Here is a 25,603-nt window from a genome sequence, read left to right as displayed (position 1 = left end):
AGGCGACGAAAGCACCGCAAGGAGCGAGTGAAACGAGCGACCGAGGCGCGCAGCGAGCGTGCGCCCGCCTCGCGACTGGGGCTTTGGAGGCGTTCTCGGTCGATCTTCGGTCAACTGTTCATAGGCGAGCGGCTAGGCATTTGAAGATGTTCTCTGCGAGAACGACTCGAAGTGAACCTGCGCGAACGTGTCGCGCGCGAGCGACGGGCGACCCGAAATCGGGGGTAAATCCGGGTTCGATCGCGGGCAGATCCGCGGTCGAACGCCAGATAGACAGAATAGCTGTTTCAGCGCCGTTAACCCGGATACAAACCGAATTAAACCGCGTTAAGGGACTTCGCTTCTTATCCGATAACAGGGGGTGGACCCGAGTGGACATGAGCGAACACATCACAGCGATCCTACTGGTCGCGGTCGTCGCGCTCGGCGCGATGACCGGCGTTGCGGCCGCCGACGGCCACCTCGAAGTGGGCGTCGAGCAGGACGCGGACGGCACAGCGACGGTCACGGTGACCGAGAACGACACCGCCGTCGAGAACGCTTCGGTGGTAGTGAGCGTGGTCGACACCGAGAACGAGTCGTACGCGGGAGCGGGCGAGTACGAGACGGACGCCAACGGCACCGTCGACCTCTCCGCCCCCGAGGAGGACGTGACGGTCGATATCACGGCCGCCGCGGGTAACGACACCGCCTCGACGACGGTCGATCTGGAGGCGCCCGACGGCCTCGAACTCGACGTCGAGAACACCGGCGGCGAGCCCGTCGTCACGGTGACGGACAACGACACCGCCGTCGAGAACGCCTCGGTGAACGTCACGACCGCCGACGAGAACGCCTCCTACGCCGGCGAGGGCGACTACGAGACGGACGCCAACGGCACGGTGACGCTGCCCGCCGCCGAGGCGGACGTGACGGTGAACGTCACGGCCGAGTACGAGAACGAGAGCGTCTCCGAGACGATCGAGCTGACCGCCGAAGAGGAAGACGACGAGGCCGAGGCGCAGCCGTTCGGCCAGCTCGTCCAGGACTTCATCGAGGGGCTCGAGAACCGCGAGGGCGGCATCGGCGCCGCCGTCTCAGACTTCGTGACCGAGAACAACCCCGGTAACGCGCCGGACCACGCCGGCGGCCCCGGTGGCCCCGACGACGCCGACGACGAGGACGCGGAGAACAAGACCGACGCGCCCGGTAACGCGCCGGACGGCGTCGGTCCCGACGGCGAGCAGGGCCCGCCAGACCACGCCGGCGACGACGCGGAGGACGGTGAGGACGACGCTGACGACGAATCCGAAGAGGACGGTGAGGACGACGACGCGGACGAGGACGAAACCGAGGACGACGACGCTGAAGAAGACGAAGCGGAAGAGGACGACGCGGACAAGGACGAAGCCGAAGAGGAGGACGGGGAAGATGACGACGAGGACGACGAAGAGGACGGCGAGCAGGGCCCGCCGGACCACGCGGGCGGCCCGGGCGGTAACTGACGACGCGGTCGGTGACGGGAGCGACGGTCGCTGACGTTCGGTTTTTTGTTTTCCGAGCGCACTCCGGTGTCGGCAGGGTTTAGTGCGCCGTGAGCGAACCGAGAGGTATGAGCGAAACCGCGTATCCGCCGGTGTCACAGCACCTCTCGGACGTCGAAGCGGCCCGAGAGGAGGGGCGCCGGAAGATGGACTGGGCGCTCCAGCACATGCCGATCCTGAACGCCCTCCGCGAGGAGTTCGTCGACGAGCAGCCGCTCGCCGGCGAGACGATCGCGATGGCGATGCACGTCGAGGCGAAGACGGCGAACCTCGTCGAACTGCTCGCCGAGGGCGGCGCCGAGGTCGCGATCACCGGGTGTAACCCGCTCTCGACGCACGACGACGTGTCGGCCGCGCTCGACGCCCACGAGTCGATCACCTCCTACGCGGTCCGCGGCGTCGGCGACGAGGAGTACTACGACGCGATGCACGCCTGTATCGCCCACGAGCCGACCATCACCGTCGACGACGGGATGGACATGGTGAAACTCGTCCACGAGGAGTACCCCGATCTGATCGACTCCATAATCGGCGGCGCCGAGGAGACGACCACGGGCGTCGACCGCCTGCGCGCGATGGACGCCGACGGCGAGCTCCACTACCCGGTCTTCGCCGTCAACGACACGCCGATGAAGCAGCTGTTCGACAACGTCCACGGCACGGGCGAGTCGTCGCTCGCGACCATCGCGATGACGACGAACCTCTCGTGGGCCGGCAAGAACGTCGTCGTCGGCGGCTACGGCCAGTGCGGGAAGGGCGTCGCGAAGAAGGCGTCCGGCCAGAACGCGAACGTCATCGTCTGCGAGGTCGACCCGCGGAAGGCTCTCGAAGCCCACATGGAGGGGTACGAGGTACTCCCGATGAAGCAGGCCGCGAAGAAGGGCGACGTGTTCATCACGACGACGGGCAACCGCGACGTGATCACCCGCGAGCACTTCGGGGAGATGCAGGACGGTGTCCTCCTCGCGAACGCCGGCCACTTCGACGTGGAGGTCAACCTCGACGAGCTCGACGGCCTCGCGGTCGACCGCTACGAGGTCCGCGACGGCGTCGAGGGGTACGAGATGCCCGACGGTCGCGTCCTGAACGTCATCGCGGAGGGACGGCTCGTCAACCTCGCCGCGCCCATCGCGCTCGGCCACCCGGTCGAGGTGATGGACCAGAGCTTCGGCGTCCAGGCGGTCGTCGTCCGCGAACTGGCTGCGAACGGCGACGCGTACGACGCCGGCGTCCACGACGTGCCCGACGAACTCGACCGCGAGGTCGCGGACATCAAGCTCGCCGCCGAGGGCGTCGAGTACGACGACCTCAGCGACGAGCAGCGCGAGTACATGGGGAGCTGGGAGCACGGGACCTGACTCGGCCCGAGGGCGGCCCCCGATCGCGCCGGTTCGACCCGCTTTTGTGCCGCGCGACCGTACCGAACGTATGAATCTCACCGCGGTGTTACACTCCGGATTCGGTGTCTCGGTGTTGGCCGGAATCCTCGTCTCGGACATGACGCTTCGCATCGCCGCGTTCGCGCTCGGCGCGGTCCTCTTCGTCGCCGGCATCGTCGTGTCGCGACGGGGCAACTGAGACGGCACACACCGCTCGCGCCCTTTTTCAGCCGCGACCGCGTACGAGAGCCAGTGACAGTCACAAGCGTCCATGACCCGAGCCACCGCGAGGCCCTCTGGGAGCTGGAGGACGCCTTCGAGCGCGGGGACCTCGTCAGCCTGTTCGGCCGCTGTACGGTCTCGTACGAGGGGCGGGCGGCCTCGGACCTGGGCGCCGGCGACCGCCTCCTCGTGTTGAAGCCCGACGGCGCGGCCCTCGTCCACACCGACGAGGGGCGCCAGCCGGTCAACTGGCAGCCGCCGGGGTCGGAACACCGCGCCGCGGTGCGCGAGGGCCGGCTCCGCGTGCGTTCGACGAGGAGCAGCCCCGACGAGACCCTGACGGTCCGCTTTTCGGGCGTTCACCAGCTCTCGGCGATGGCCGTGACGGGCGGCCGAGACCTCACGCTCCACGGCAGCGAGGAGGACCTCCGAACCCGAATTTTGGAGCGCCCCGACCTCGTCGAGCCCGGGTTCGAGCCCCGCGAGACCGAACGCCCGTCCAGCGCCGGCCCGATGGACATCTTCGGCGTCGACGCCGACGGGACGCCGGTCGTCGTCGAACTGAAGCGCCGCCGGGTCGGCCCGGACGCCGTGGGACAGCTGGCGCGATACGTCCGGGCGCTCCGCGAGGAACTGGGGGTCGAGGCGAGCGACGGCGAGACCGACGACGAAACCGCCAGCGACGGGGGCGACGACGGCGAGACCGACGACGAGGAGACCACTCGGGACGACTCGCCGGCCGTGCGCGGGATCCTCGTCGCGCCGTCGGTCACCGACCGCGCCGCGGAGCGGCTCGCGGACCGCGGGTTCGACCACGTCGCGCTCGAACCGACGCCGTCGGAGTGATCGGCGTGGCAACGCGTGGCGATGACCAACAGATCGCCGGCGTTGATTTCCCGACGAACCGGGGCGGACGCCTCGCTATCGAAGGGTTTATCGCCGCAGCGCGGGCTACATCGGACAAGTAGCCATGTCTGACAAACCCGCCTCTATGTATCGGACGATCGACAAGCCGTCGTACACCCGCCGCGAGTACATCACGGGCATCCCCGGCTCGAAGATTGCCCAGCACAACATGGGCGACCTCTCCGCGGAGCCGGACGACTACCCCGTCCAGATCAGCCTCCGCGTCGAGGAAGAGCTTCAGGTGCGACACGGCTCGCTGGAGAGCGCGCGCCTCTCGGCGAACCGCCACCTGATCAAGGAGCTCGGCGAGGGCAACTATAAGATGACTCTCCGCAAATTCCCCCACCAGGTCATCCGGGAGAACAAGCAGGCGACCGGCGCGGGCGCGGACCGCGTTTCCGACGGAATGCGGCAGGCGTTCGGCAAGCCCGTCGGCACCGCCGCGCGGCTCAGCAAGGACGACGTCGTCTTCACGGCCTACTGCGACGTCGAGCAGGCCGCCGTCGTGAAGGAGGCGTTCCGCCGCGCGTACAACAAGCTCTCGCCGCCGTGTCGGATCACGGTCGACCGCGGCGAGAAGCTCCTCGTCTCGTAACGACCCTCCCCGTCCGTGAGGCGGGTTCTTTTCCGCGCGTTCGCGTCCCGTAGCCGCGGCGCCGCGCGCCCGACGCCGGCGCCGCTCGGCGAGCCGAACTCCTGAAATACCTCCCTCGCGTACCGAACGGCAGTGTCACAGCAGTTGGCTGAGGTCGAGACGCTGTTCCTCCACGAGGCGCGGAGCGACTACACCGTCGTCGCGAACCGCGACGGCAAGCGCGTGCTCCGCGGGCGGCTCGAGCTCAAGGAGACCTCCGCGGGGCCGCGTCCGGGGAAGTTCCGGGTGATCCGCGACGGCGAGGACCACCCGCGCCAGCCGGACGAGTTCGTCGACCTCGCCCGCGCGGCCGGCCGGATCCGCATCTCCGAGCAGACCACGCCCGAGAACCGGGCGCGGCTGAAGGCGATGCTCGACGGCTACCAGCTGGAGGCGACCGCGGTCCGGACCTGTCGGCGCTGCGCGAGCGACGGGCGGTACGGGCCGATCACCTCGGAGGACGCGATCGATCACAACGGCGAGCTGATCTGCCGCGACTGCGCCCGCCGGGAGTTGGAGCGCGAGCTATCGTACAAGGGCGAGTTCACGGGCGCGGCCGAGGAGCGGCTGGAGGAACTCCTGTACGAGTCGGGCGACCTCGACCGGATCGTGAGCCTCCTCCAAGGCGGGCTCGACCCCGACCTCACGAAGTACGACGAGGTGTCGGCGAACGTCGACGACGTCTCCCCGGTCCGGACCGAGGACCTGGACCTCCACCCGGACCTGTCTTCACACCTCCAGGGCCGCTTCGAGGAGCTGCTCCCGGTCCAGAGCCTCTCCGTGCGGAACGGGCTGCTCAACGGCGACGACCAGCTCGTCGTGAGCGCGACCGCGACGGGGAAGACGCTCGTCGGCGAGCTGACCGGGATCGACCGCGCGCTGAAGGGGGACGGGAAGCTCCTCTTCCTCGTCCCGCTCGTCGCGCTCGCCAACCAGAAGCACGAGGACTTCGAGGACCGCTACGGCGACCTGCTCGACGTCTCCATCCGCGTCGGCTCCTCGCGGGTGAACGACGACGGCAACCGCTTCGACCCGCACGCCGACGTGATCGTCGGCACCTACGAGGGGATCGACCACGCGCTCCGGACCGGGAAGGACCTCGGAGACGTCGGGACGGTCGTCATCGACGAGGTCCACACCCTGAAGGAGGGCGAGCGCGGCCACCGCCTCGACGGGCTCATCTCCCGGCTGAAGTACTACAGCGAGGACCGGATGGAGACCCACGCGGGCTACGACGGCACCCAGTTCGTCTACCTCTCGGCGACGGTCGGGAACCCCGAGTGGCTCGCCGAGCGGCTCCGGGCGACGCTCATCGAGTACGAGGAGCGCCCGGTCCCCATCGAGCGCCACGTCACGTTCGCGGACAGCCGCGAGAAGGCGCAGATCGCCGACAAGCTCGTGAAACGCGAGTTCGACACGAAGTCGTCGAAGGGGTACCGGGGGCAGACGATCATCTTCACCAACTCGCGGCGGCGCTGCCACGAGATCAGCCGCAAACTGCGGTACGACTCCGCGCCGTACCACGCCGGCCTCGACTACGGGCGCCGGAAGAAGGTCGAACGGCAGTTCGGCAATCAGGACCTCTCGGCGGTCGTCACCACCGCGGCGCTGGCGGCCGGGGTCGACTTCCCGGCCTCGCAGGTGATCTTCGACTCGCTGGCGATGGGGATCGAGTGGCTCTCCGTCCAAGAGTTCTCGCAGATGCTCGGCCGTGCCGGGCGCCCGGACTACCACGACCGCGGCCGCGTCTACCTCCTCGTCGAGCCAGACGGCGTTTACCACGGCTCGATGGACCGCACGGAAGACGAGGTGGCGTTCACCCTGCTGAAAGGCGAGATGGAGGACGTGGCGACGCACTACGACGAGACCGCCGCCGCGGAGGAGACGCTGGCGAACGTCGTCGTCGCCGGCAAGAAGGCCAAGCGCCTCAACGACCGCATGATCGGCGAGGTGCCGACGAAGCACGCGCTCGGGAAGCTGTTGGAGTGGAACTTCATCGACGGGTTCGAGCCGACGCCGCTTGGCCGCGGCGTCACCAGACACTTCCTCGCGCCCGACGAGGCGTTCTTCATCCTCGACTCGGTGCGGAAGGGGACGGACCCCTACGACATCGTCGCCGACCTCGAACGCCGCGACGACGAGGAGTGAGCGCGGCGCAACGAAACCCTTTAGCGGCTCTTCGGGGTATGTACGGGTGCGGGGCCGTGGGGTAGTGGTATCCTCGCTGCCTTGGGTGCAGTGGACCTGAGTTCGACTCTCAGCGGCCCCATATTCATTCTTCGTCGTCACAAACAATTTCACGTAACTCCGCGTACAGCTCTGGATGGTGCTCTCGTAGAATACCGATATCAGTAGCTAGCTCGTCGTCGATGCGATTTCGAACCCTCGAAACCGCCTGATATTGTTTTGAATCGGCATCACTGGAGCGGAGATGCTTCCGCTCGGTTTCGGCTGTGACGTGGGAACGTCGATGTATCTGCGGGTCGATCCACCCGAGAAGGAGACGAAACAAGTCAACTGGGCGGAAGAGTATCAACTGGAGAAGCAGTGGCCAATAGAGGGAAACGAAAGCTCAAATGGGACAGTTTCAGCAGTTATCGAAAGACTTCGTCAAGAGGCCGAATCAGTATTTATCAGTTCAGAATCCGAGGAGCGAAGAACAGTCTTCGTAGGAAACTCTGCGGGTGACGCTACGAAAGTTTGTATCGAGATGGCTTGGCAGGTCGGTGATCGGATCAGGTCTACTCTAAGTGGGGAAGCAGACCACTATCTGATCTACTGTAAGGGCCTCGAAAAAATATATTCTGTTCACGGCGATGAGTTCGATGAGTCAGTCTCACTCCGAATCGGCGGATGCTCTGAGAACTCGTCCAGAGCAAAGTTGGCCGACGATTATTCGCTCGAAAACAACTGGCCTCCGGCTGTGAACCCTTCCGGGACGACCTCCGCAACCCAACTAGCGTCGAAAACCGTCGATACGGTCGAGACAGATGGATACACAGCAGAGGTACCATCCGACTGTGACGATGGGCGAACGATCATCGCTACCCGAGAAGAGAGCGAACTCCGCCTTCGAGCGGAGTCAGCTTGGCTCGAAAACGGCTTACTGCGATTCAACGTAACGGCGCCGGCCGATCTCTACGTAATCGAGCATCCTGAAGAATCAGAGATATATATGATACCGGACGATGCGTTCGAAAGTTCGATATCACTGAGAGTAGAGCCCCCCGAAAAGAGCAGCCCACGTATAAATTACGCGGAGGATTTCTTGTTCGAAAAGAGATGGCCGCCACAGGAGGCGAGTGGATGAATTAGTTTTCACCGGCTACCCACGCACGTAGAGCGACGCCGACTCAGGCCAGATCCGTCAGCGACTGCTGCTCGTACACGTCGGGGTCGGCGGGCGGCGCGTCGCGGACGTCGGGATAGTACTCCCGGAGCTGGGTCGCCAGCACCTCGCCGAGCCGGACCGGAACCGCGTTGCCGATCTGCTTCAGCACGTCGGTCTTCGTCCCTTCGAACGCGAACTCGTCGGGGAACGTCTGGAGCCGCGCCATCTCGCGGGGGGTGAGGTAGCGGTCCTCGCTCGGGTGGATGAAGACGTTCGTGCTCACCGTCAGCGACGGCTCGTCGGGGTCGAGCCGGCGGAGGTACGTGCCGTAGCGCTTGACGATCTCCGGCTCGTGCGGGCAGGCGTCTTTGTCCTCGCAGTCGCACTGGTACTTCTTCGTCTTCAGCCGGTCGGGGAGGTCGCGGTAGTAGCCCCCCGGCGGGACGTGGCGGATGCGTTCGAGCGTCTTCTCGCCGGTGTCCGCGTACGTCATGTTCGGGAGGTCGTCGCCCGCGTCCGCGAGCGCCTCGCCCGCGGTGCGCCAGTTCCCCTCGGGCGTCGTCGGCTCCGGGAAGCGGATCGGCACGTCGCGGTCGGTCCCCATGAAGAAGATCCGGCGACGCTTCTGGGGGACGCCGTACTGTTCGGCCTCCAGCACCCGGTACTCGCACTTGTAGCCGTGCGCCGCGAACTCGTCGACGATGAGGTCCTTCACGTACCGGTCGTCGCTGGTCTGACGGTTGATCAGGTCGCGGACGTTCTCCATCAACACCAGCTGCGGTTCGAGGACGGAGACGACTCGGAGGAACTCCTCGAACAGCGTGTTCCGGCGGTCCTTCTCCATCTCGTCGAGCTCGATCTGCTCGTTGTTGAGCCGGCTGAACCCCTGACAGGGCGGCCCGCCGATAACCACGTCGACGCCGTCGGGGTCGTAGCCCGCGCCCGCAACCGCCTCGCGGATCGTCGGGGCGTCCAGTTCGCGGACGTCGCCTTCGAGGACCTCGGTGTCGGCGAAGTTCCGTCGGTACGTCTTCGCGGCCGGCTCCCACTGGTCGCTCCCGAGGGCCACGTCGAAGCCCGCGCGCTCGAAGCCCAGATCGAGGCCGCCACAGCCGGAGAAGAAGCCGGCGACGACCGGCGCGTCGGCGTCGTCGCGTGCGGAGGGCCCCTCGCCGTCAGCGCCCACCGGCATCACCTCGCCGGAGCGTGGGCGCGCGTACTCGGTCCATTTCGTGACTCGATTCGCCGCGGGCGCATAAAAGCGTCACACCTCGGGGCGGGACGGGGGGTGCGTGAGCGGCCGGCGGGCCGTCGTCCGAGGTCAGGCCCGCCGCTCGCTGATCTCCTCGGCGATGCGCTCGTCGGGGCGGCGTAACTCGCCGGACTCGACCTCGTAGACGTAGCCGGAGACGGTCGTGTCGTCCGGGATGAAATCCGACTCGCGGAGGTACTCGACCTGCGCGGCGCAGGCCGCGTCGATGTCGTCGGTCATCTTCACCCAGTCGAGGAGGTCGGCGTCGCCGATCGTGAGCTCCGGCAGCGACGGGTCGAGGTCCGCGGCGTCGACGTCGCCCGCCTCGGCTTCGAGCCCCTCGCGGATCGCCTCGTCGGGCGCGCTCATCATCCCGCAGTCGGTGTGGTTGATCACGACGATCTCGTCGGTGTCGAAGAAGTTCGTCGTGAGCGCGGCCGAGCGGATCACGTCGTCGGTCACCTTCCCGCCGGCGTTACGGAACACCTGCGCGTCGCCGAGGTCGATGCCGAGGGCCTCCTCGATCGGGATTCGCTCGTCCATACAGGCAACGACGAGGAGGTTCTCGTCGGTCGGGATCCCCTTGCGCCGGCGGCGCGCCCAGTCGTCGCGCTCGTCGACCGCGGCGTCGAGGTGTTCGTGGTGCGCGTCGTGGTCGGCGTGGTCGTGCGATGGCATCGACGGATCGGAGGGGCGGGAGAAACGGGGCCGTTGCGGAAACCCCGATCCGCGCCGTCGCCCCGGATCGGCGGCGATATCGTCCGATTTCGAGGATCGGTCGAACCGGGTACCCCGGATTCGACCGACTCGACCGGGACGAGGCGGTCCGCCAGCGCCCTTTCGAAATCCTTTTGTCTCGAATCGGCGTTGGTAGGAGTGCGAGCCGCCTTAGCTCAGACTGGGAGAGCACTCGACTGAAGATCGAGCTGTCCCCCGTTCAAATCGGGGAGGCGGCATTCTCGTTTCCGCACACCGACAATGCGAGTGCCGACTGAAGATCGAGCTGTCCCCCGTCCCCGCGAGCGATAGCGAGCGGGGGCTCGGAAGACGAGCGGAGCGACATCTTCCGGCGTTCAAATCGGGGAGGCGGCATATTCTGAACCCGCGAGCGATAGCGAGCGGGTGAAGAAACGATGCCGGACCGATTTGAGCAGACGAGTCGCGAGTCCGAGCGGAGCGAGGGCGAGCGTCTCGGCGAGTTCAAATCGGGGAGGCGGCATTCTTCTTTCCACGTGAGCGTCGGCTGAGTGCCTGATCACTGATTCGGCCCCAGGGGGGCCGCGCACTCGCGGCAGAACGTGAACCGCGCGTTGTTTTCGGCGCCGCACTGCGGACAGGTCGTCGGCGCCGCCCCGTCAGTGTCCGGGTCCGGTGAGTCGCGGTCGTAGACGGGGTCTTCCGTGTACCGCTCGATCTCACCTTCGCGCCGGTTACGGCTGCGCTCGCGGCCCTCCCGGAAGATCGCGACGAGCGTCCGAACCCCGACCCCCAACGCGACGAGCAGCAGCGCGCCGGTCGCGAGGAGGTAGACGGTGCCGATGTCGAACACGAGGTGGACTACGGGCCGGAGACGTAGGTAATGTGGGGTGACAACACGGATCGTGGGCTTGCCCGGCCCCGAGGGGTCGACCGCGACTCACTCGTCGCCGACGAAGACGGTCGCGAGCCGGTCGCCGCAGTGCGGGCAGTTCAGCGTCTGCCACGTGTCGGGGTCGAGGTCGCCGAACGGCTCCGAGCGGCGGGCGTCCGCGACGGCGACGCTCGCGCCGCACGTCTCGCAGTCGTGGGTGTCCTCGGGATCGGTCATCACCGGACGTACGGACGCGTCGCCGAAACCGACTTCGCCGCGCGGCGCGATCTGTCTGTCATGAGCCGGTTCGCGGCAGTCGCGTTCGACCTCGACGACACGCTGTGCCGCCACGACCACGACGTGGACGCCCTCTACCGGCGGGCGTTCGAGGAGGCGGACATCGACCCGTTCGGCGAGCCCGACCAACTGTGGCCCCTCCTCGACGGCCCGCCCGACCCCGACGACCGGGTCGGCTATCTCGGTGCGGGGTTCGCGCGGCTGGCAGCCCAACACGGAAGGGACGTGGACCCCGTCGCGCTCGCGGCGGCGTTCGAGGCGGTCGCGGACGAGTCGCGGGTGGCGTACCTGCCGGGCGCGCTCGACGCGCTGGCGGCGGCGGCAGCGGCGGGCCCCGTGGGCGTGCTCACGAACGGTCCCGAGGACCGCCAGCGAGCGAAGATCGAGGCGCTCGGGCTGGACGACCTCGTCGACGCGATCGTGTACGCCGGGGACCTGCCCCGCCGGAAGCCGCACGCGGAGCCGTTCGAGCGGCTGACCGCGGCGCTGTCGGTCGACGCGGAAGAGACGCTGTACGTCGGGAACTCGCTGTCGTACGACGTCGCGGGGGCGCACAACGCCGGGTTCCGGTCCGCGTGGCTCCGCGCGAGTCCCGACGACGCGCCCGGCGCGTACGCGCCGGACCACGTCCTCGACTCGCTGGAAGAGATCCCGGGCTTGCTGGCCGAGGGGCCCGAAGCCGACGGCGGCGAGTCCGGAGACGGGGCGGCGGCGGCCGAAGCGGAGGAAGACCGGTGAGCGGCGCGGTCAGGAGTCGCGCCCTCGCCGAGACGCGACCCGGGGCGACGGTCGCGAGCGTCCAACCGCTCGGACGGGGAAACCGCAAGCGGACGGAGGTGGTACGGTTCGAGAGCGCCGCGCCGGTGGTCGTCCAGTCCTCCGAGACGCCGGCCGCGACCCGGACCGAGGCGGCGCTGCTGACGGCGATCGGCGGGCGGACGGACGTCCCCGTGCCGCGGCCGCTCGGCGAGGGCGTCACCGACGGGACGGGGTGGTTCGTGACGCCGTTGGTCGACGGCCGCGACCTCCACGAGGCGTTCGTCGACCTCGACCCGGCGGATCGCCGGAGCGTCGCACACGAGTTCGGGCGGTCCCTCGCGACGCTCCACGAGTCGTTCCGGTTCCCGGGGTGCGGGCGGCTGGCGGTCGAGGGAGCGTCGGGCGACGGGACGGCCGGCGGCGAAGCGACCGAGGCGGAGTCGGTCCTCGGACGCGACGCGTCGCTGTCCGTCCGCGACCCGACCGACGCCGAGACGTGGGTGCGGGCGTTCGGCGAGCGGCACGTGAGGCGGCTCCCCGCCGATTTCGACGACCTGCGCGAGCCGCTACTCGAGGCGCTCCGCGCCCCGATCGAGGCCGATTCCGAACCGCGGCTGTTTCCCTGGGACTTCCGGCCGGGGAACGCCATCGTCGCGGACGGCGCGGTCGCGGCCGTCCTCGACTGGGAAGCGCCGCTGGCCGCCCCGGGGGGCGTCTCGGTCGCGAAGACCGAACACCTCGTCGTCGACTGGTACGTGCCGGCGGCCGAGACCGAACCGCTCCGGCGGGCGTTCCGGGACGGCTACGAGTCCGTCGCGCCGCTTCCGCACGTCGAGCGCGTGCACCGCGCCGCGGCCGTCGCGAGCGCGGTCGTCGACGGCGACGAGGTCGTGACGAACCCGCGCTACCCGCCGGTCGACCGCGACGCGGCGGTCGAGTTCCACCGGGACGCGCTCCGACGGACGCTGGACGGGACGGGAAAGCAGGTGTGAGAACGTCGCGGCGGGTCAGTACAGCGCCGTGGCCGCGAGGATGCCCGCGGTCTGCCCGGTACCGACGAGCGCGATTCCCCAGACGGTGCCGGTCGGAGAGCCCGCGAGCGCGGCGACGGCGGCGCCCGCGACTGAACACGCGGCGGCGACGTGGTGGACCGTCGAGCGGGGGACCGCCGGATCGCGCAGACCCGTGTAGACGAGTGCGGGTGCGGGTAGCAGCATCCAGCCGTAGAAGGCGACCGCGAGGAGGGAGTCCGCCGGGAGCGGGGTCGGGAACGCGGCCGCGACCCCGGTTCCGTCGCGCGCGAGGAAGCCGGCGACGCCGGCGAGCGTGACAGGGGTTCCCGCGAGGATGGCCAGCTTCCACGCGCGGAGGACGCCCGTCGCCATGTCGCGCCACGAGGCGGCGACGAAGGTGACGAGCAGGACGCTCATGACGACGTGCGCGACGAACAGCGCATGGAGGGAGACGGCACCGAGGACCGCGCCCGCGGCGACGCCCCACGCCGCCGGGACCAGCAGCGCGGGACCGTTCTCGCGGAGCGTCAGGCCCGGGCCGTCCGCTCGGTGCGCGTGAGACACACGTCCCGCTTTCGCGGCCGGAAATATAAACGTCGGCGTCGGACGGGGCACCAGAGAACCCGACGGATCGGCCGAGTCCGCGAGAGGAACCCGTCGGACGGTCAGATCGTGGGGGAAGAACTGGAGTTTTTTGAAAACAAGCGTTCAGAGAGCGCCGTGGTAACTGTACACTCGCAAATCTTATGTCCGAACGGGGCATCTGTGTAGTCGCAATGGCGACCGGAAAGGTTGATTTCTTCAACGACACTGGCGGCTACGGATTTATTGAGACTGACGACGCGGACGACGACGTGTTCTTCCACATGGAAGACGTCGGCGGCCCGGACCTCGAAGAGGGCCAAGAGCTCGAGTTCGACATCGAGTCCTCCGAGAAGGGCCCGCGCGCGACCAACGTCGTTCGGCAGTAAGCCGATCCGAGAAGGTGGGTCGGTCCGGCTGACGCCGAACGCGACTCTGACACACGGTACCAAACGTTTCGTCCGCGTCGCGGGCTCACGTCCGCCGCGGCCGTATTTTACTCCCGACCAGCGCACCGCTCGTCGCATGCGCCGTCGATCGGCCTCGAAACGCTCGGCGAGAGCGTTGCGTCCGGACTCAGATGTGTTGGCCGAAGAGCCCGCGGCCCTTCGTCACCTCGACGTCGCCCTCGACTTTGGTCTGACAGGAGAGCCGGACGTCGTGGCTCGGGTGGTGCGGCGGGAGCCAGAGGCGGGCCTTCTCCTTCTTGCTCGGCTCGCTGACCTCGCCGTCGACTTGAACCGCACAGGAGCCGCACGACCCGGAACCGCGGCAGTTGAGCTGTTCCATCTTGCCGTTGTAGACGGAGAGGCCGGCCTCTTTGAGTACGTCGCGCAGGTTGGCGCCCTTCTCGCACTCGATTTCCTCGCCCTTGTAGGATACAGTAGGCATGTGGATAGACGGTACGCGAGCGATCCACAAAGAGTCTGTGTCCGCGAGGCGCGGGGCGGAACCGAGGGCGGTGACCGCGTCGTCCAGCGATACCGGCCGTGTGCCGAGCGTCGGACGCCGACGGGGCGTTTTTTACCCTCGGCACCGCAGGGTGGCACAATGGGACTCAGGTGTCTGCTCGGACACGACTTCGGCGAACCCGAACTCCAGCGGGACCGCGAGGAGGAGGGCGACGAGGTCGTCACGACCGTCAAGGAGGTGAAGACCTGCGCTCGCTGCGGCGAGACGCAGATCGTCAGCGAAAACACCGAGGTGACGACGATGGAGCAACTCGCCGACGAGGCCGCCGCGAACGCGGCCGGCGGGAGCGACGCGGGTGCGGCCGCGACGCCGGAACGCGGCAGCGGTCCGGGACCCGCCGACAGAGACACGGCCGCCGGCACGGCGTCCGGGACCGTCGACGGGGACGACGCGACCGTCGACGAAGGGGTGACCGTCGACGAGGGAGTGACCCTCGACGAGGAGCCCGGAGCCGGGAGCGACGACGCGGTGATCCTCGACGACGGGCCCGACGACGAGGCGTCCGAGACGGCCGCCGAAGCGTCCCCGGAGCCGGGCGACGCGCCGGCGGGTGCGTCGGAGCGCGCCGACGCCGCGAGCGCGCCTGACGGGTCGAGCGGCCCGGACCCGGCGGACGAGGACGCGGAACTGTTGGGCGCGGGCGAGGAGTCGGCGTCGTCCGCCCCCGCCGACGCCGCGGCGGAGTCCGCGGAGACCGACGAGCCCGACGCGAAGAGCGACGACGGCGTCATCCTCGACGAGGAAGAGGGGGACGCCGGTGACAGGGAGCGCGGCGCGTGGCCGTCCGTCGACGAGGGAGACGCCGACGCCGAGGGTGCGACCGCGTGGCCCGACCACGGCGGCGAAGACGAGGGATTCAGCGCGGAGGTCGGCGAGGGCGGCGACGCCGGCGTCGAGTTCGGCGGCGGGCTTACCCCGGAGGCCGCGGACCGACAGAAAGAGGGGGAAGAAGGAGCGGAGACGGAATACGTCGAGGGCCCCGACGACGGGGAGGGCGTGGCCTTCGACGCCAGCGACGAGGGCGAGACGGGCATCACCCGCGGCGAGAGCCCCGACCTGGAGACGGTGGGAGACAACGAACCGACGGAGTACTACTGTCCCGAGTGCGGGATGGTCCGGGCCGCGGACGGGAGTTCGATGCGCGCGGGCGACATCTGTCCGGAGTGTAAGCGCGGGTACGTCGACGAGCGGCCCCGGTAGACGGAGCGGAAACGGCGCGTATCGACGGCCGAGCGCGCGCGGAGCGACCGTGACGAAACTGGTTTACGCCGGCCTGTCGAACGGTCGCGGCATGAAGGAGTACAAGATGCGCCGCGGCGAGCATCTGGACGATCGGATGCCGGACCTGAAGGGCTCTATCGAGGAGTACTTCGGCGAGATCACCGGCACCGAGGAGTGGCAGGGCCACGAACTGTACGTCGTCGCGGACCCCGACAACCCGGTGTTCGACCGGATCGTCGCGGGCGCCGCCGAGTACGGGAGCAAGAAGGACAAACTGGCGGTCCACTTCGAGGAGCGCCCCGCCGAGGACGTCATCGCGGAAGGGAACGCCGACGCCGCCGCTGACGCCGTCGACGCGAAAAACGACTTTCTCTTGGAGGCGACCGGCCGCGACGCGAAGTCCCGCCGCGACTCGCTGAAGCGCGAAGTCGAGGACGACGCGCCCGACTACTGATCGGAGCCTCCCATCGTCAAGCGCCGCTTTTCCCTCGTCGGGAGTCGCTCGTCGTATCGGGAGCGCCTCGCTCGTCCGGTCGGGAACGTCGTCCCGTGGCCGGGAGAGTGTCAGGATCGATCGGTTAAATATTTATTCGCTTTTGAGTTAAAACTCCGATAGCATTAACTCGTCAGAGGACAAAAAGCGTGTATGAGCATCGAAACGGTTGTGTTAGCGGTCGGGAGCGAAGACGAGAAACGAACCGAGCGGCTCGCGGAGGAGATCATCGCCGTCGCGGAGCCCGTCGACGCCGAGGTCGTGCTGACCCACGTGTTCGGCGAAGAGGAGTTCGACGAGACCCGCGCGAAGTTGGGCTTCGACCCGGACGGCGAGAACTCGACGCCGGACGCGGTCGCGGAGCGACACCGGACCACCCGAGACCTCTCGAGGGCGCTGTCGGCGGCCGGCGTGCGACACTCGGTCCGCGGCGCAGTCGGCGACCTCGCGGACGAGGTCGTCGAGACCGCGGAGGGGCTCGAAGCCGACCGCGTCGTCGTCGGCGGCCGGCGCCGCTCGCCGACCGGAAAGGCCGTCTTCGGGAGCGCGGCACAGGAAGTCATGCTCTCGGCGCCGTGTCCGGTGACGTTCGTCCGCGAGACCGCGTCGTAACGCGATATCGCTGAAACGACTCAGTTCTTTACCCCCGTCCGACCGCCCGAAGCGTCCCGCTTAAGTGAGACCGGTCCACGGTTACACCCGATGTACTACGTGGGCGTCGATCTCGGGGCGACGAACGTCCGGGCGGTCGTCGGCGACGAGACCGCGGCGATCCTCGGCTCCGCGTCGCGAGGCACCCCGCGGGGACCGAACGGCATCGCCGTTACGGAGGCCGTCTTGGAGGGGGTTCGGGGGGCCTGTACCGACGCGGGAATCGCACCGAGCGAGGCGGTCGCGGCCGGGATCGGCTCGATCGGTCCCCTCGACCTCGCGGAGGGGGTCGTCCAAGGACCCGCGAACCTCCCCGACACCATCGAGCGCATCCCGCTCGCGGGGCCGGTCGGACGGCTGCTCGACACCGACGAGGTGTACCTCCACAACGACACCATCGCGGGGGTCATCGGCGAGCGGTTCCACTCCGAGCGCAACCCCGACGACATGGTGTACCTCACCATCTCCTCGGGGATCGGCGCCGGCGTCGCCGTCGACGGCAACGTGCTCTCGGGGTGGGACGGCAACGCCGGCGAGGTCGGCCACATGACCGTCGACCCGCACGGGTTCATGACCTGCGGCTGCGGGCTCGACGGCCACTGGGAGGGGTACTGCTCGGGGAACAACATCCCGAAGTACGCCCGGGAACTGTACGAGGAGGACCCGATCGAGACGAGCCTCCCGATCGAGGACCCGGACTTCTCGGCGGTCGACGTGTTCGAGGCGGCGGGCGAGGACACCTTCGCCGACCACGTGATCGACCAGCTCGCCCACTGGAACGCCATGGGGATCGCCAACGTCATCCACGCGTACGCCCCGCTCGTCGTGAGCGTCGGCGGCGCGGTCGCGCTCAACAATCCGGACCGGATCCTCGACCCGATCCGCGAGAAGCTCCCGGAGATGGTGTTCATCAACGTCCCGGAGGTGCGACTCACCGAACTCGGCGACGAGGTGGTGGTGAAAGGCGCCCTCGCGAGCGCGCTGACGGACGGCACCGGCGACCGCTCGCGCGTCGAGACCGCGCCCTGACGGCGGAGGGCGGAAACGAGAGCTACTCGGATCTCACTGCTCGAACTCGTCGAGCTCCGGCTCGACGTCCTCGCCCACCGCGTCGCGCGTGTCGAGGTACGCGTCGCGGTAGCGCCGGATCTTCCGGAGGAGGACGTAGCCGAACGCGCCCTGGAAGACCACGACGAAACCGAACAGCGCGACGACCTGCGGGAGGCCGAGCAGCGCCGAGGCGACGCCGGTCACCGGGCCGACGAGCGTGTTGTACAGCGCGTGGATCGCCGCCGCGAGGACGAGCCCCTTCACGATGATGGGGCCGCGGTTCTCGGGGTTGAACTTCGCGAGCCCGAGGTAGTAGCCCGCGAACGCCGAGTAGACGACGTGGCCGGGGCCCGCGAGCGCCCGGAGCGCGGCGATCCCGTCGCCGGCACCGAGGGTCGCGATCCCGACGGTCAGCTCCGCCATGTCGACGTTCTGCGCGATGTACACGAAGTTCTCGATGACGACGAAGCCGAGGCCCGCGATGGCCCCGTACACCGCGCCGTCGATGACCGCATCGAAGCGCTCGTCGGTGTACGCGTACAGCCGCACCGCGAGCAGCTTCACCGACTCCTCTATCGGCCCCACGACGACGAAGAAGAACACGACGAGCCCGAGGAAGCCGAACGGCCGGAAGGACGGCTGGAGTACGCTGTTCAGTACCGCCGCGAACGTCGCGGTGAGGATAGAGAGGAGGAACGTCGCCACGAGGAGCGACAGCGGCTCCGCGGTCGTGACGTCCGAGACGTACACGTACGCGGCGAGACCGAGGGCGGGGATCACCGAGAGCCCGAGGAGGATCGCGATCGCCGGGTCGAAGAGGAGCCCCAGCCCGAACGAGCCCAATATCGCGAGGAGTCCGACGAAGGCGACGAGGACGACGAGCGCCTTCGCCGAGCGGGTGATGAACCAGTGTAACGCGACCGACAGCCCGTCGAGGGAGGTCCGTTCCTCCCAGGTCGCGACGTCGTAGAGGTCACGGTCGTCGTCGGCCCGGGACGCGATCGGGTCCTCGTCGGATGGCATGGCTCCCGTTTACCCCCCGGATGACTTAATTAGTGGGCGGCGTCCGAGCGGCGGACGGCGGGAAGCGGGCGGAAGCGGCGCGGTCGACAGCATTGAAACGGCGGCGCCCGAAGGCCGGGTATGCACTTCGATCCACGGGTCCAGCGCGCCCTCCGAGAGGCCGGGCTGGACGCGGACGCCGTCGCCGACGCCTCGGACCGCGTCGCCGAACTCGTCGCGCGAGACGCCGATCGCCTTCGGGCGTTCTTCGACGCGGACAGTCCCTACTACTCGGACATGGAGATGGCCCACAGCGCGACGGCGACGCAGGAACACGCGACCGCCGACGTCGACCTCTTCACGCACGGGAGCGACCTCCGCGGCTACCTCTCGCTCGACGGGTGGGGGGTCCCGGTCGAGGACGGACGGATCCTCCGGGAGGACGACGCCGGCGACCCGGTCGTCGTCGTCGAACTCTCGCTCGGCGACACGGTGAACGACCGGGTGCGGTTCGCGCCCGAGCGCGAGGGACTGTGACGATGGTCCGGGCCCGCGTCCGCGGCATCTACGCGACGGCGCTCACCGCGCGCCTGCTCGACGCCGGCCACGAGGTGGTCGACGCCTCGCCGCCGATCCGGCGGCGCTTCGACGCCGCATTCGGGACCGACCCCCCGGACGTTCGGATCGAGACGAGCGGCGACCGGCAGGGGGTCGGCGCGCACGGCGCTCCCGACGCGCTCGACGCGGTCCGCGGCCTCCTGACCGACGCGGGCCGCGACGCGCTCGCGTGGCCCGATCCGACGCCACCCGGCGCGGTCCTCGACGGCGAGGTGACGGAGACGCTCGGCGGCGGCGCGGTTGTACGGCTTCGAACCGACGACGGCGACGCCGAGGGGTACCTCCCGTACGGCGACGTCGATGCCCGGGTGGAGACGGGGGACGCGGTCCGAGTTCAGGTGCGCGAGTCGGCGGCGCCGTGGACCGACCGCCGACCCGAACTTGCCGGCGAACTGCGGGTCGGCGGCGACCTCGTCGCGCTCGAACCGGGCTCCGGGACGCGGGTGGACGCCCGGGACGACGAGGCCGCCCGCGAACTGTCGGGGATGCTCGACCTGCTCGACCTCGACCCGCCGGACGGGTGGCGGGCGGTGTGGCAACCCCCTGCGGTCGACGCCGACACGGAGGCGCTGACCGCGGGCCTCGACGCGGCGGTCGACGCCGCCGAGGAGCTACGCGCGGCGGTCGAGTCGGGCGAGGGGTGCGAGGCGGACGACGCGGCCGATGGCGAGTGGCTCGCCGCCAGTGACGGAGAGGGCGACGGTGCGGGGCTCGGCGTCCTCGACGGTCGGAACCGGCTCCGCGACGCCCCGCTCGCTGCGCCGAACGCCGGCGTCTGGGTCTGGTTCGGCCGCGAGAGCCGGTTCGGGCTCGACGACGCGCGCCGGACCGCGACCGCGACGATGCCGGGTCACCACCGCGTGAAGGCCGGGTCGGCGGACGCCTCGACTGGGGTCGACCTCGCGGAGGCGCTCTGTGACCCCGCCCCCGACGCCGAGTTCCCGTTCGCGGTCGTGACCGACGCGTTCGGCCCGCGCGAGGGGGATGCGCTCCGGATCGACCACGGGAAGCCGGACGGCCGGCTGATCACCCTCGGCGAGGGGCGGGTCACCGGGGTCGACCCCGACGGGACCGTCGCCGTCGAGCGCGAGATGAGCGGCAGCGGGACCTACGACGGCCTCGGCGTCGACCGCGAGGCCGGCGACGTCGCCGAGACGAGCCTCAAGGAGGGGCGCTGGTGGTACCCGACGACGTACCGCGGCCGCGACGGGACCGTCCGCGGGACGTACGTCAACGTCTGCACGCCCGTGGAGGTGTTCCCCGACGCGGCCCGGTACGTGGACCTCCACGTCGACGTCGTGAAGCTGCCGGACGGGACCGTCGAGCGCGTCGATGACGACGAACTCGACGCGGCGGTCGCGGCCGGAACCGTCCCCGAGCCGCTGGCCGAAAAGGCGCGGAGCGTCGCGTCGGCGCTGGAAAACGCGCTGTGAGGCGGGCGGCGCCTCGGGGTTCTCCCGCGCCGCCGGTTCGGTCGTTTCGAAATTGAATCACCTCTATTCGTTACAATAACAGTATTGTTCATCGTGTAGACGGAATGCGTGAAAAACGATCACAGCAATCGTTAGGCGGAGCGACGCGACGGGGTTCCTCGGGAGCGTGGGGGCGCTGGTCGCCGCCGCGGCCTACTCGCGAGACGTGTCGGCCGACGACGCCACGCAGGTGGACAACGACGCGGACGACCCGGTCCAGCGGGTCGAGTCTCCCGACGGGTCGATCGCGGTCACGGTCGACGTCGGCGACGGGGTCCCGACGTACGAGGTCGCGCGCGGCGGGACGACGTACGTCGGCCCGTCGCCGCTCGGCTTCGACTTCCGGAACCAGCGGTCGTTCGGCGCGAGCGCGGACGGGTCGAACAGTGCGGTGGCGGTGACGGGCACGACCCGGCAGGTCGCGACGGAGGAGTGGGAGCCGGTGTGGGGGCTTACGAGGAGGTGTCCGCCGAGTACCACGCCCTGAGTATCGGGCTCGCCGACGCCGCCGCCGACGGGAGCGCCGCGGGCGACGCTCGCGCCGCGACCCTCCAGCTCCGGGTCTTCGACGACGGGCTCGGATTCCGGCTCGTCCTCGGCGAGGGGTTCGCGAGCAACTCGGAGCGGGCGGTCGTCAAGTCAGAGAACACCGGCGTCGACTTCGCGGACGACTACACCGCCTGGTGGATCGCGAACGCGGTGACGAACCCGCGGTTCGAGCAGGAGTACGCCGAGACGCCGCTGTCGGAGATCCCGGGCGAGAGCGACGACCGACGGCCAAGCGACACGCCGATGCGGACCGGGGCGCACACGCCGCTCACCGTCGACGCGGGCGACGCGTACCTCAGCGTCCGCGAGGCGAACCTCGACGACTACGCGGCCGCGACGCTCGCGCCCCGGAGCGACGACGGCGAGACGGCGTTCGCGACCGAACTCACGCCCCTACCCGACGGGACGCGGGCCTCGCTGGAGCTGCCGGCGGCGACGCCGTGGCGGACGATACAGGTCGTCGACGGCCCGGGCGAGCTGATCGAGTCGCAGCTGGTCCCGCTGCTCGCCGACCCGCTCGACGAGTCGGCGCTTCCGACCGCCGGGGGCGCGCCCGACACCGACTGGATCGAGCCCCGCAAGTACGTCGGCATCTGGTGGACGATGATCGCGGGGCAGGCGAACTGGGAGTACAAGTCGGACGACGAGATTGCGGGTGGCGACAACAATCCCGCCGCGTACATCCACGGCGCCCGGACCGAGCGGATGAAGCGCTACATGCGCTTCGCGAGCGAGAACGGTATCGACAGCGTCCTCGTCGAGGAATGGAACGAGGGGTGGGACACCTATCCGGGCGACGGCACCGGCTTCGGCTTCGGCGTCGAGGACTCATACCCGGACTTCGACGTGTCCGAGGTGACCGACTTCGGCGCCGGGCTCCCCGATCCGGTCGAGATGACGATCCACAACGAGACCGCCGGGAACATCCCACAGTACGAGGCCGCGGTCCTCGACGAAGACGTGTTCGCGGGGTACGAGGCGGAGGGGATCAACTCGATCAAGAACGGGTACGTCTCCGACCCCGGGCTCGGCATCGACGGCGACGGCGCCGAGCCGACCCACAACCAGCACAACCAACTCGCGGTGAACCACCACCGGCGGGTGATCCGCGAGGCGGCCGCGAACCGCCAGCTGCTGGAGATTCACGAGGGGATCAAGCCGACCGGCGAGATCCGCACCTACCCGAACCTGGCGAACCGCGAGGTGGTGAAGGCCCAAGAGTACGACGGGTTCGGTCAGCTGGGATCGAACGTCGGCCGCGACCACCACGTCACGGTCCCGAAAACGGCGCTCGGGGGGAGCGATATCAGCGACTGGGAGGTCCTGCCGGTCGTCGGCTCCGCCGACTTCGGCTCGTTCCGCGCCGTCCAAGTCGACGATAGCGGGTTCATCTTCGGCGGCGCCAAAGAGGGCGCGGCCGGCAACGCGCCCCGCGTGATCGACATGATCACGCCCGAAGGCGTCTCGCAGGCCGATGCGCTCAACTACGACGCCGACACGCTCGCGTCGCTGCCGTTCACGTCGTTGTAAGAGAGACGAGAGAGGCGGGGGACGCCGGGGACCGTCTCCCCGTCGCGATCAGAAGTGGTTCGCGGACTCGGTCTCGTGTTTGAGTTCGCCGCCGCGGCCGCCCTCGACGGTGGAGGCGCCGTTGTCACCGGAGGAGGCGGTCCGGACGGTGACGTTGTCGACCTCGTCGAAGTCCATGATGAGGTCGCGGCGGATGTTGTCGGCGGTGATGTTCGAGATGCCGCAGCCGGAGCAGGTGCCGCCGAGTTCGACGACGACCTCGCCGGTCTCGGGATTCGCCTCGCGCACGACGCTCGTGCCGCCGTGCATCTGGATGATCGGCATCTGTCCGACCATCCACTGTTCCACCCGGTCCGCGAGGCTTTCGTCGCTCTCGTCGCTCATTACCTCCAGTACATCGCCGACGGTATGGAAAGTTGCGGTTTAGGATCTCCCGAGCGCGACGAAAGGAACTGTGTCATCGTCGATGAGACGGAACGGCGCCGACTGGGGCCGCGATCGGCCGTCGGCGAACGTTCCCTGTCGGTCCCGGTCGTCGTCGGCGCTACGGATCCCGGTCGTCCGCGCTACGGATCTCGGTCGTCGCTCCGGTCGGTCGCGTCGCCGGACTGGCTGGGGAGCCGCGTGGGGTCGGCCGCGTCGTTGCCGTTCATCGAGTCGTCGCGTTCGAGCAGGTAGAGGAGGGGACCGAGCGCGGTCAACACGAGGACGCCGGGCAGGGGCGCGTCGGGGACGAGGACGAGCGTGACGAGGCTCGCACCGCCGGTGAGGGCGACGAGCGCGGCCCACGCCGCCGGCGAGCCGAGGTCGACGCCGACGCGGACCGCGTCGCGGTAGACGACCGCGGCGATCAGCGCGACGGCGACGCCCCCGCCGCCAGCGACGAGCGCCGTGGTGACGGACATACGATCGGTTGGGGCGAGACGCGAAAAAGGGTGTCGCGAGCGGACGCCGGCGGAGAAGGCCGAGGGGGGGTGTCGGAAGAAGCGGCGGGAGGAGAGCGGAGCGCGAACGCGAGCAGGGGGCTACGGCGCCTCGCCGGTCTCGATGCTGAAGGAGTCGCGCGGGTAGGCGACGCAGGTGAGCGTGTAGCCGTCGTCGATCTCCGCCTCTTCGAGCATCTGCTGGTTGTCGTGCTCGACGAAGTCCTCGCTCGGCCCGTCCGCGATCTGGCCGGCACACGAGACGCACTGGCCCTGCCGGCAGGCGTACGGGAGGTCCCACCCCTCGTCTTCGCCCTGTTCGAGGATTGGCTGGTCGTTGGAGAGTTCGACCGTCTCGCCCTGCTTGACGAACTCGACCTCGAAGTACTCCACCTCGTCTTCGGGGATGTCACCGGGGCCGGAGCTGACGGTGCCGCCCTCTTCGAGTTCGCCCTCCCCGCCCTCGGCGCCGCCGGCCGGGATGGCGCCGCCGCCGCCACCGCCGCCGACCGCGCGGTTACCCGGCTCCGGGAACTCCGTCTCGGGGACCGCGGACGCGCGGTGTTCGAGGACTTCTTCCGAAATGTCCGTCGTGGGTTCCCACCCCGTCCCCCGCACCGAGGTGACGAGGACCACGAGCAGCGTCGCGACCGCCGCGAGGACGATCGCGGGGGGATTCACGATCGCCACGAGCACGATCGCCAGTGGGTTGAGCATACGAGGGGATATGGAGAGGTGGATTAAGACCGTTTTGATCGGTCCAACGGGGCGAGAGCGGGATCGGGACCGGAACCGCGTCGCGATCGCCCGTCATCACGCCGCGGAGCGGTCCATTTATCGGCCGAGCGGTCGACCGGGCGCCCATGGAAGTGAAATCCCGGCACCACCTCCGGAGCGACGAAATCACGGCGATCCGCGAGGCGGTCGCCGACCACCTCGGGGTCGACATCGACGGGGACACCTTCGAGTTCGTGGAGTTCGTCGACGCCGGCTACGAACTCGTCCTCGTCGACGGCGAGCCCGCCGTCTTCTACGTCGACGACGACGAGCCGTTCCTCACCGTCCGCGGCGCGAACGACTTCGACCCGGAGACGGGCGTCGTCACGGTCGATTCGGGCGCGATATCATTCGTTTCCGACGGCGCCGACGTGATGCGCCCCGGCATCGTCGAGGCCGACAAAGCGATCCGCGAGGGCGACCTGGTCGTCATCGCCGAGGAGACGCACGGGAAGGTACTGGCGGTTGGCCGCGCGCTGGTCGACGGCGACGAGATGGTCGGCGACAGCGGGAAGGTCGTCGAGTCGATCCACCACGTCGGTGACGACCTGTACGAGTTCTCGGTGTGAGCGAGCCGGCGACGGCGACTGTTGGTAACTAAACGAGGCGGTGGCGCGTGCCGATGAGCGCCCAGAGGGCGCGAATCGCACGCGCGAGGGAGTCGCTGGCTCCCGGAGCGAAGCGGAGGGTGCCAGTGACGAGGCTGGGGAGGTGTGAGGTTGCGGTGCGGGGCAGTCGGGGGCGGGGCTCAAAGGGGCAGCCGCGAGGGTCGCGTACGCTCGCTGCGCTCCTCGCTCAGTCGCTGACGCTCCTTCGCTGCGGTGCTTGTGTCGCCTACGCGACCCTCGCGGCTGGGGCTTTGGAGTTGGTCTCCGTG

At 69.0% G+C, this 25,603-nt stretch carries 28 protein-coding genes, 2 tRNA genes and 1 pseudogene; 21 read left to right on the top strand and 10 right to left on the bottom strand.

The features are described from left to right. Positions 1 to 377 precede the first annotated feature (377 nt). From C463_RS12335 to C463_RS18790, 8 genes are all read left to right on the top strand, one after another. Positions 378 to 1,484 carry a hypothetical protein gene (locus C463_RS12335; protein WP_049905912.1) on the top strand — a complete coding sequence of 369 codons (1,107 nt, stop codon included), beginning with the start codon at positions 378 to 380 and terminating at the stop codon, positions 1,482 to 1,484. 107 nt (positions 1,485 to 1,591) lie between these two features. Then, positions 1,592 to 2,881, top strand: a complete 1,290-nt coding sequence (locus C463_RS12330) for an adenosylhomocysteinase (RefSeq protein WP_008444248.1) — start codon at positions 1,592 to 1,594, stop codon at positions 2,879 to 2,881. A gap of 70 nt (positions 2,882 to 2,951) precedes the next feature. Continuing rightward, positions 2,952 to 3,101, top strand: a complete 150-nt coding sequence (locus tag C463_RS19255) for a hypothetical protein (protein WP_167539451.1) — start codon at positions 2,952 to 2,954, stop codon at positions 3,099 to 3,101. A 53-nt stretch (positions 3,102 to 3,154) separates the two neighbouring features. After that, positions 3,155 to 3,970 carry an endonuclease NucS gene (nucS, locus tag C463_RS12325; protein ID WP_008444246.1) on the top strand — a complete coding sequence of 272 codons (816 nt, stop codon included), beginning with the start codon at positions 3,155 to 3,157 and terminating at the stop codon, positions 3,968 to 3,970. Between the two features lie 124 nt (positions 3,971 to 4,094). Beyond that, positions 4,095 to 4,625: a 50S ribosomal protein L16 gene (locus C463_RS12320; RefSeq protein ID WP_008444245.1), complete on the top strand. Its 531-nt coding sequence runs from the start codon at positions 4,095 to 4,097 to the stop codon at positions 4,623 to 4,625. 132 nt (positions 4,626 to 4,757) lie between these two features. After that, positions 4,758 to 6,812: a DEAD/DEAH box helicase gene (locus C463_RS12315; protein ID WP_008444243.1), complete on the top strand. Its 2,055-nt coding sequence runs from the start codon at positions 4,758 to 4,760 to the stop codon at positions 6,810 to 6,812. A 50-nt stretch (positions 6,813 to 6,862) separates the two neighbouring features. Further along, positions 6,863 to 6,933 (top strand) — tRNA-Pro (locus tag C463_RS12310). Between the two features lie 162 nt (positions 6,934 to 7,095). Beyond that, on the top strand, positions 7,096 to 7,974 hold the full coding sequence (locus tag C463_RS18790; RefSeq protein WP_158294479.1) for a hypothetical protein: 879 nt from the start codon (positions 7,096 to 7,098) through the stop codon (positions 7,972 to 7,974). 43 nt (positions 7,975 to 8,017) lie between these two features. On the opposite strand, the gene C463_RS12305 is transcribed toward C463_RS18790, so the two are convergent. Together C463_RS12305 and C463_RS12300 are read right to left on the bottom strand one after the other, a co-directional pair. Continuing rightward, entirely contained in the window at positions 8,018 to 9,187 is a 1,170-nt protein-coding gene (locus C463_RS12305; RefSeq protein ID WP_008444241.1) for a DNA cytosine methyltransferase, read from the bottom strand. Positions 9,188 to 9,316: 129 nt separating this feature from the next. Beyond that, entirely contained in the window at positions 9,317 to 9,925 is a 609-nt protein-coding gene (locus C463_RS12300; protein WP_008444239.1) for a beta-class carbonic anhydrase, read from the bottom strand. 204 nt (positions 9,926 to 10,129) lie between these two features. Here C463_RS12300 and C463_RS12295 point away from each other — a divergent pair. Continuing rightward, positions 10,130 to 10,203: transfer RNA gene (locus tag C463_RS12295), tRNA-Phe, on the top strand. 299 nt (positions 10,204 to 10,502) lie between these two features. Here C463_RS12295 and C463_RS12290 read toward each other — a convergent pair. Together C463_RS12290 and C463_RS19250 are read right to left on the bottom strand one after the other, a co-directional pair. Beyond that, entirely contained in the window at positions 10,503 to 10,796 is a 294-nt protein-coding gene (locus tag C463_RS12290; protein WP_008444237.1) for a zinc ribbon domain-containing protein, read from the bottom strand. An 87-nt stretch (positions 10,797 to 10,883) separates the two neighbouring features. Beyond that, the gene (locus C463_RS19250; RefSeq protein WP_008444235.1) at positions 10,884 to 11,054 is read right to left on the bottom strand and encodes a hypothetical protein; all 171 of its coding nucleotides are present in this window, start codon (positions 11,052 to 11,054) and stop codon (positions 10,884 to 10,886) included. Between the two features lie 60 nt (positions 11,055 to 11,114). On the opposite strand from C463_RS19250, the gene C463_RS12285 reads away from it, so the two are divergent. Together C463_RS12285 and C463_RS12280 are read left to right on the top strand one after the other, a co-directional pair. Next, complete coding sequence (locus tag C463_RS12285) at positions 11,115 to 11,852, top strand: HAD family hydrolase (RefSeq protein WP_008444234.1); 738 nt, start codon at positions 11,115 to 11,117, stop codon at positions 11,850 to 11,852. Next, complete coding sequence (locus C463_RS12280) at positions 11,849 to 12,865, top strand: phosphotransferase family protein (protein WP_008444233.1); 1,017 nt, start codon at positions 11,849 to 11,851, stop codon at positions 12,863 to 12,865. The genes C463_RS12285 and C463_RS12280 overlap by 4 nt, the downstream gene beginning before the upstream one ends. A gap of 15 nt (positions 12,866 to 12,880) precedes the next feature. On the opposite strand, the gene C463_RS12275 is transcribed toward C463_RS12280, so the two are convergent. Further along, on the bottom strand, positions 12,881 to 13,477 hold the full coding sequence (locus C463_RS12275) for a hypothetical protein (protein ID WP_049905910.1): 597 nt from the start codon (positions 13,475 to 13,477) through the stop codon (positions 12,881 to 12,883). 185 nt (positions 13,478 to 13,662) lie between these two features. On the opposite strand from C463_RS12275, the gene C463_RS12270 reads away from it, so the two are divergent. Then, positions 13,663 to 13,857: a cold-shock protein gene (locus tag C463_RS12270; protein WP_004599158.1), complete on the top strand. Its 195-nt coding sequence runs from the start codon at positions 13,663 to 13,665 to the stop codon at positions 13,855 to 13,857. Between the two features lie 187 nt (positions 13,858 to 14,044). On the opposite strand, the gene C463_RS12265 is transcribed toward C463_RS12270, so the two are convergent. Next, complete coding sequence (locus C463_RS12265; RefSeq protein ID WP_008444231.1) at positions 14,045 to 14,359, bottom strand: 2Fe-2S iron-sulfur cluster-binding protein; 315 nt, start codon at positions 14,357 to 14,359, stop codon at positions 14,045 to 14,047. A gap of 159 nt (positions 14,360 to 14,518) precedes the next feature. Between C463_RS12265 and C463_RS12260 the strand changes: the two genes are divergently transcribed. The 4 genes from C463_RS12260 (at position 14,519) to C463_RS12245 (ending at position 17,834) form a co-directional block, all read left to right on the top strand. Continuing rightward, entirely contained in the window at positions 14,519 to 15,640 is a 1,122-nt protein-coding gene (locus tag C463_RS12260; RefSeq protein WP_008444229.1) for a DUF7093 family protein, read from the top strand. A 91-nt stretch (positions 15,641 to 15,731) separates the two neighbouring features. Beyond that, positions 15,732 to 16,115 carry a DUF5611 family protein gene (locus tag C463_RS12255; protein WP_008444224.1) on the top strand — a complete coding sequence of 128 codons (384 nt, stop codon included), beginning with the start codon at positions 15,732 to 15,734 and terminating at the stop codon, positions 16,113 to 16,115. A gap of 192 nt (positions 16,116 to 16,307) precedes the next feature. Next, positions 16,308 to 16,766 carry a universal stress protein gene (locus tag C463_RS12250; protein WP_008444223.1) on the top strand — a complete coding sequence of 153 codons (459 nt, stop codon included), beginning with the start codon at positions 16,308 to 16,310 and terminating at the stop codon, positions 16,764 to 16,766. 90 nt (positions 16,767 to 16,856) lie between these two features. Then, positions 16,857 to 17,834 (top strand): ROK family protein, encoded by a 978-nt coding sequence (locus tag C463_RS12245; RefSeq protein ID WP_008444222.1) that lies wholly within the window; start codon positions 16,857 to 16,859, stop codon positions 17,832 to 17,834. A gap of 33 nt (positions 17,835 to 17,867) precedes the next feature. Here the strand turns inward: C463_RS12245 and C463_RS12240 are convergent, their stop codons facing one another. Next, positions 17,868 to 18,878 carry a PrsW family intramembrane metalloprotease gene (locus C463_RS12240; RefSeq protein WP_008444221.1) on the bottom strand — a complete coding sequence of 337 codons (1,011 nt, stop codon included), beginning with the start codon at positions 18,876 to 18,878 and terminating at the stop codon, positions 17,868 to 17,870. A gap of 120 nt (positions 18,879 to 18,998) precedes the next feature. Here C463_RS12240 and C463_RS12235 point away from each other — a divergent pair, with 120 nt between their 5' ends. From C463_RS12235 to C463_RS20190, 4 genes and pseudogenes are all read left to right on the top strand, one after another. Beyond that, positions 18,999 to 19,394 carry a DUF7532 family protein gene (locus tag C463_RS12235; protein WP_008444214.1) on the top strand — a complete coding sequence of 132 codons (396 nt, stop codon included), beginning with the start codon at positions 18,999 to 19,001 and terminating at the stop codon, positions 19,392 to 19,394. 2 nt (positions 19,395 to 19,396) lie between these two features. After that, complete coding sequence (locus tag C463_RS12230; protein WP_049905895.1) at positions 19,397 to 20,908, top strand: DUF402 domain-containing protein; 1,512 nt, start codon at positions 19,397 to 19,399, stop codon at positions 20,906 to 20,908. Between the two features lie 166 nt (positions 20,909 to 21,074). Beyond that, positions 21,075 to 22,783 (top strand): annotated as a pseudogene (locus tag C463_RS12225) (glycoside hydrolase family 97 N-terminal domain-containing protein); the annotation flags it as partial. An 18-nt stretch (positions 22,784 to 22,801) separates the two neighbouring features. After that, entirely contained in the window at positions 22,802 to 23,026 is a 225-nt protein-coding gene (locus C463_RS20190; protein WP_394295270.1) for a glucodextranase DOMON-like domain-containing protein, read from the top strand. Between the two features lie 48 nt (positions 23,027 to 23,074). Here the strand turns inward: C463_RS20190 and C463_RS12220 are convergent, their stop codons facing one another. From C463_RS12220 to C463_RS12210, 3 genes are all read right to left on the bottom strand, one after another. Continuing rightward, positions 23,075 to 23,410: a NifU family protein gene (locus tag C463_RS12220; protein WP_008444204.1), complete on the bottom strand. Its 336-nt coding sequence runs from the start codon at positions 23,408 to 23,410 to the stop codon at positions 23,075 to 23,077. 182 nt (positions 23,411 to 23,592) lie between these two features. Continuing rightward, a complete protein-coding gene (locus C463_RS12215) occupies positions 23,593 to 23,931 on the bottom strand; it encodes a hypothetical protein (RefSeq protein ID WP_008444202.1) in 339 nt (112 codons plus the stop codon). Between the two features lie 120 nt (positions 23,932 to 24,051). Next, positions 24,052 to 24,666, bottom strand: coding sequence for a 2Fe-2S iron-sulfur cluster-binding protein (locus C463_RS12210; protein WP_008444200.1), 615 nt, complete (start codon positions 24,664 to 24,666; stop codon positions 24,052 to 24,054). Positions 24,667 to 24,812: 146 nt separating this feature from the next. Here C463_RS12210 and C463_RS12205 point away from each other — a divergent pair, with 146 nt between their 5' ends. Then, positions 24,813 to 25,295 carry an RNA-binding protein gene (locus C463_RS12205; protein WP_008444198.1) on the top strand — a complete coding sequence of 161 codons (483 nt, stop codon included), beginning with the start codon at positions 24,813 to 24,815 and terminating at the stop codon, positions 25,293 to 25,295. Positions 25,296 to 25,603: the final 308 nt, after the last annotated feature.

The sequence above is a fragment of the Halorubrum californiense DSM 19288 genome (assembly GCF_000336875.1).
Lineage (GTDB): Archaea > Halobacteriota > Halobacteria > Halobacteriales > Haloferacaceae > Halorubrum > Halorubrum californiense.
The sequence above is the reverse complement of the archived record's forward strand: the minus strand, read 5'-3'. Positions and strand labels throughout refer to the sequence as shown.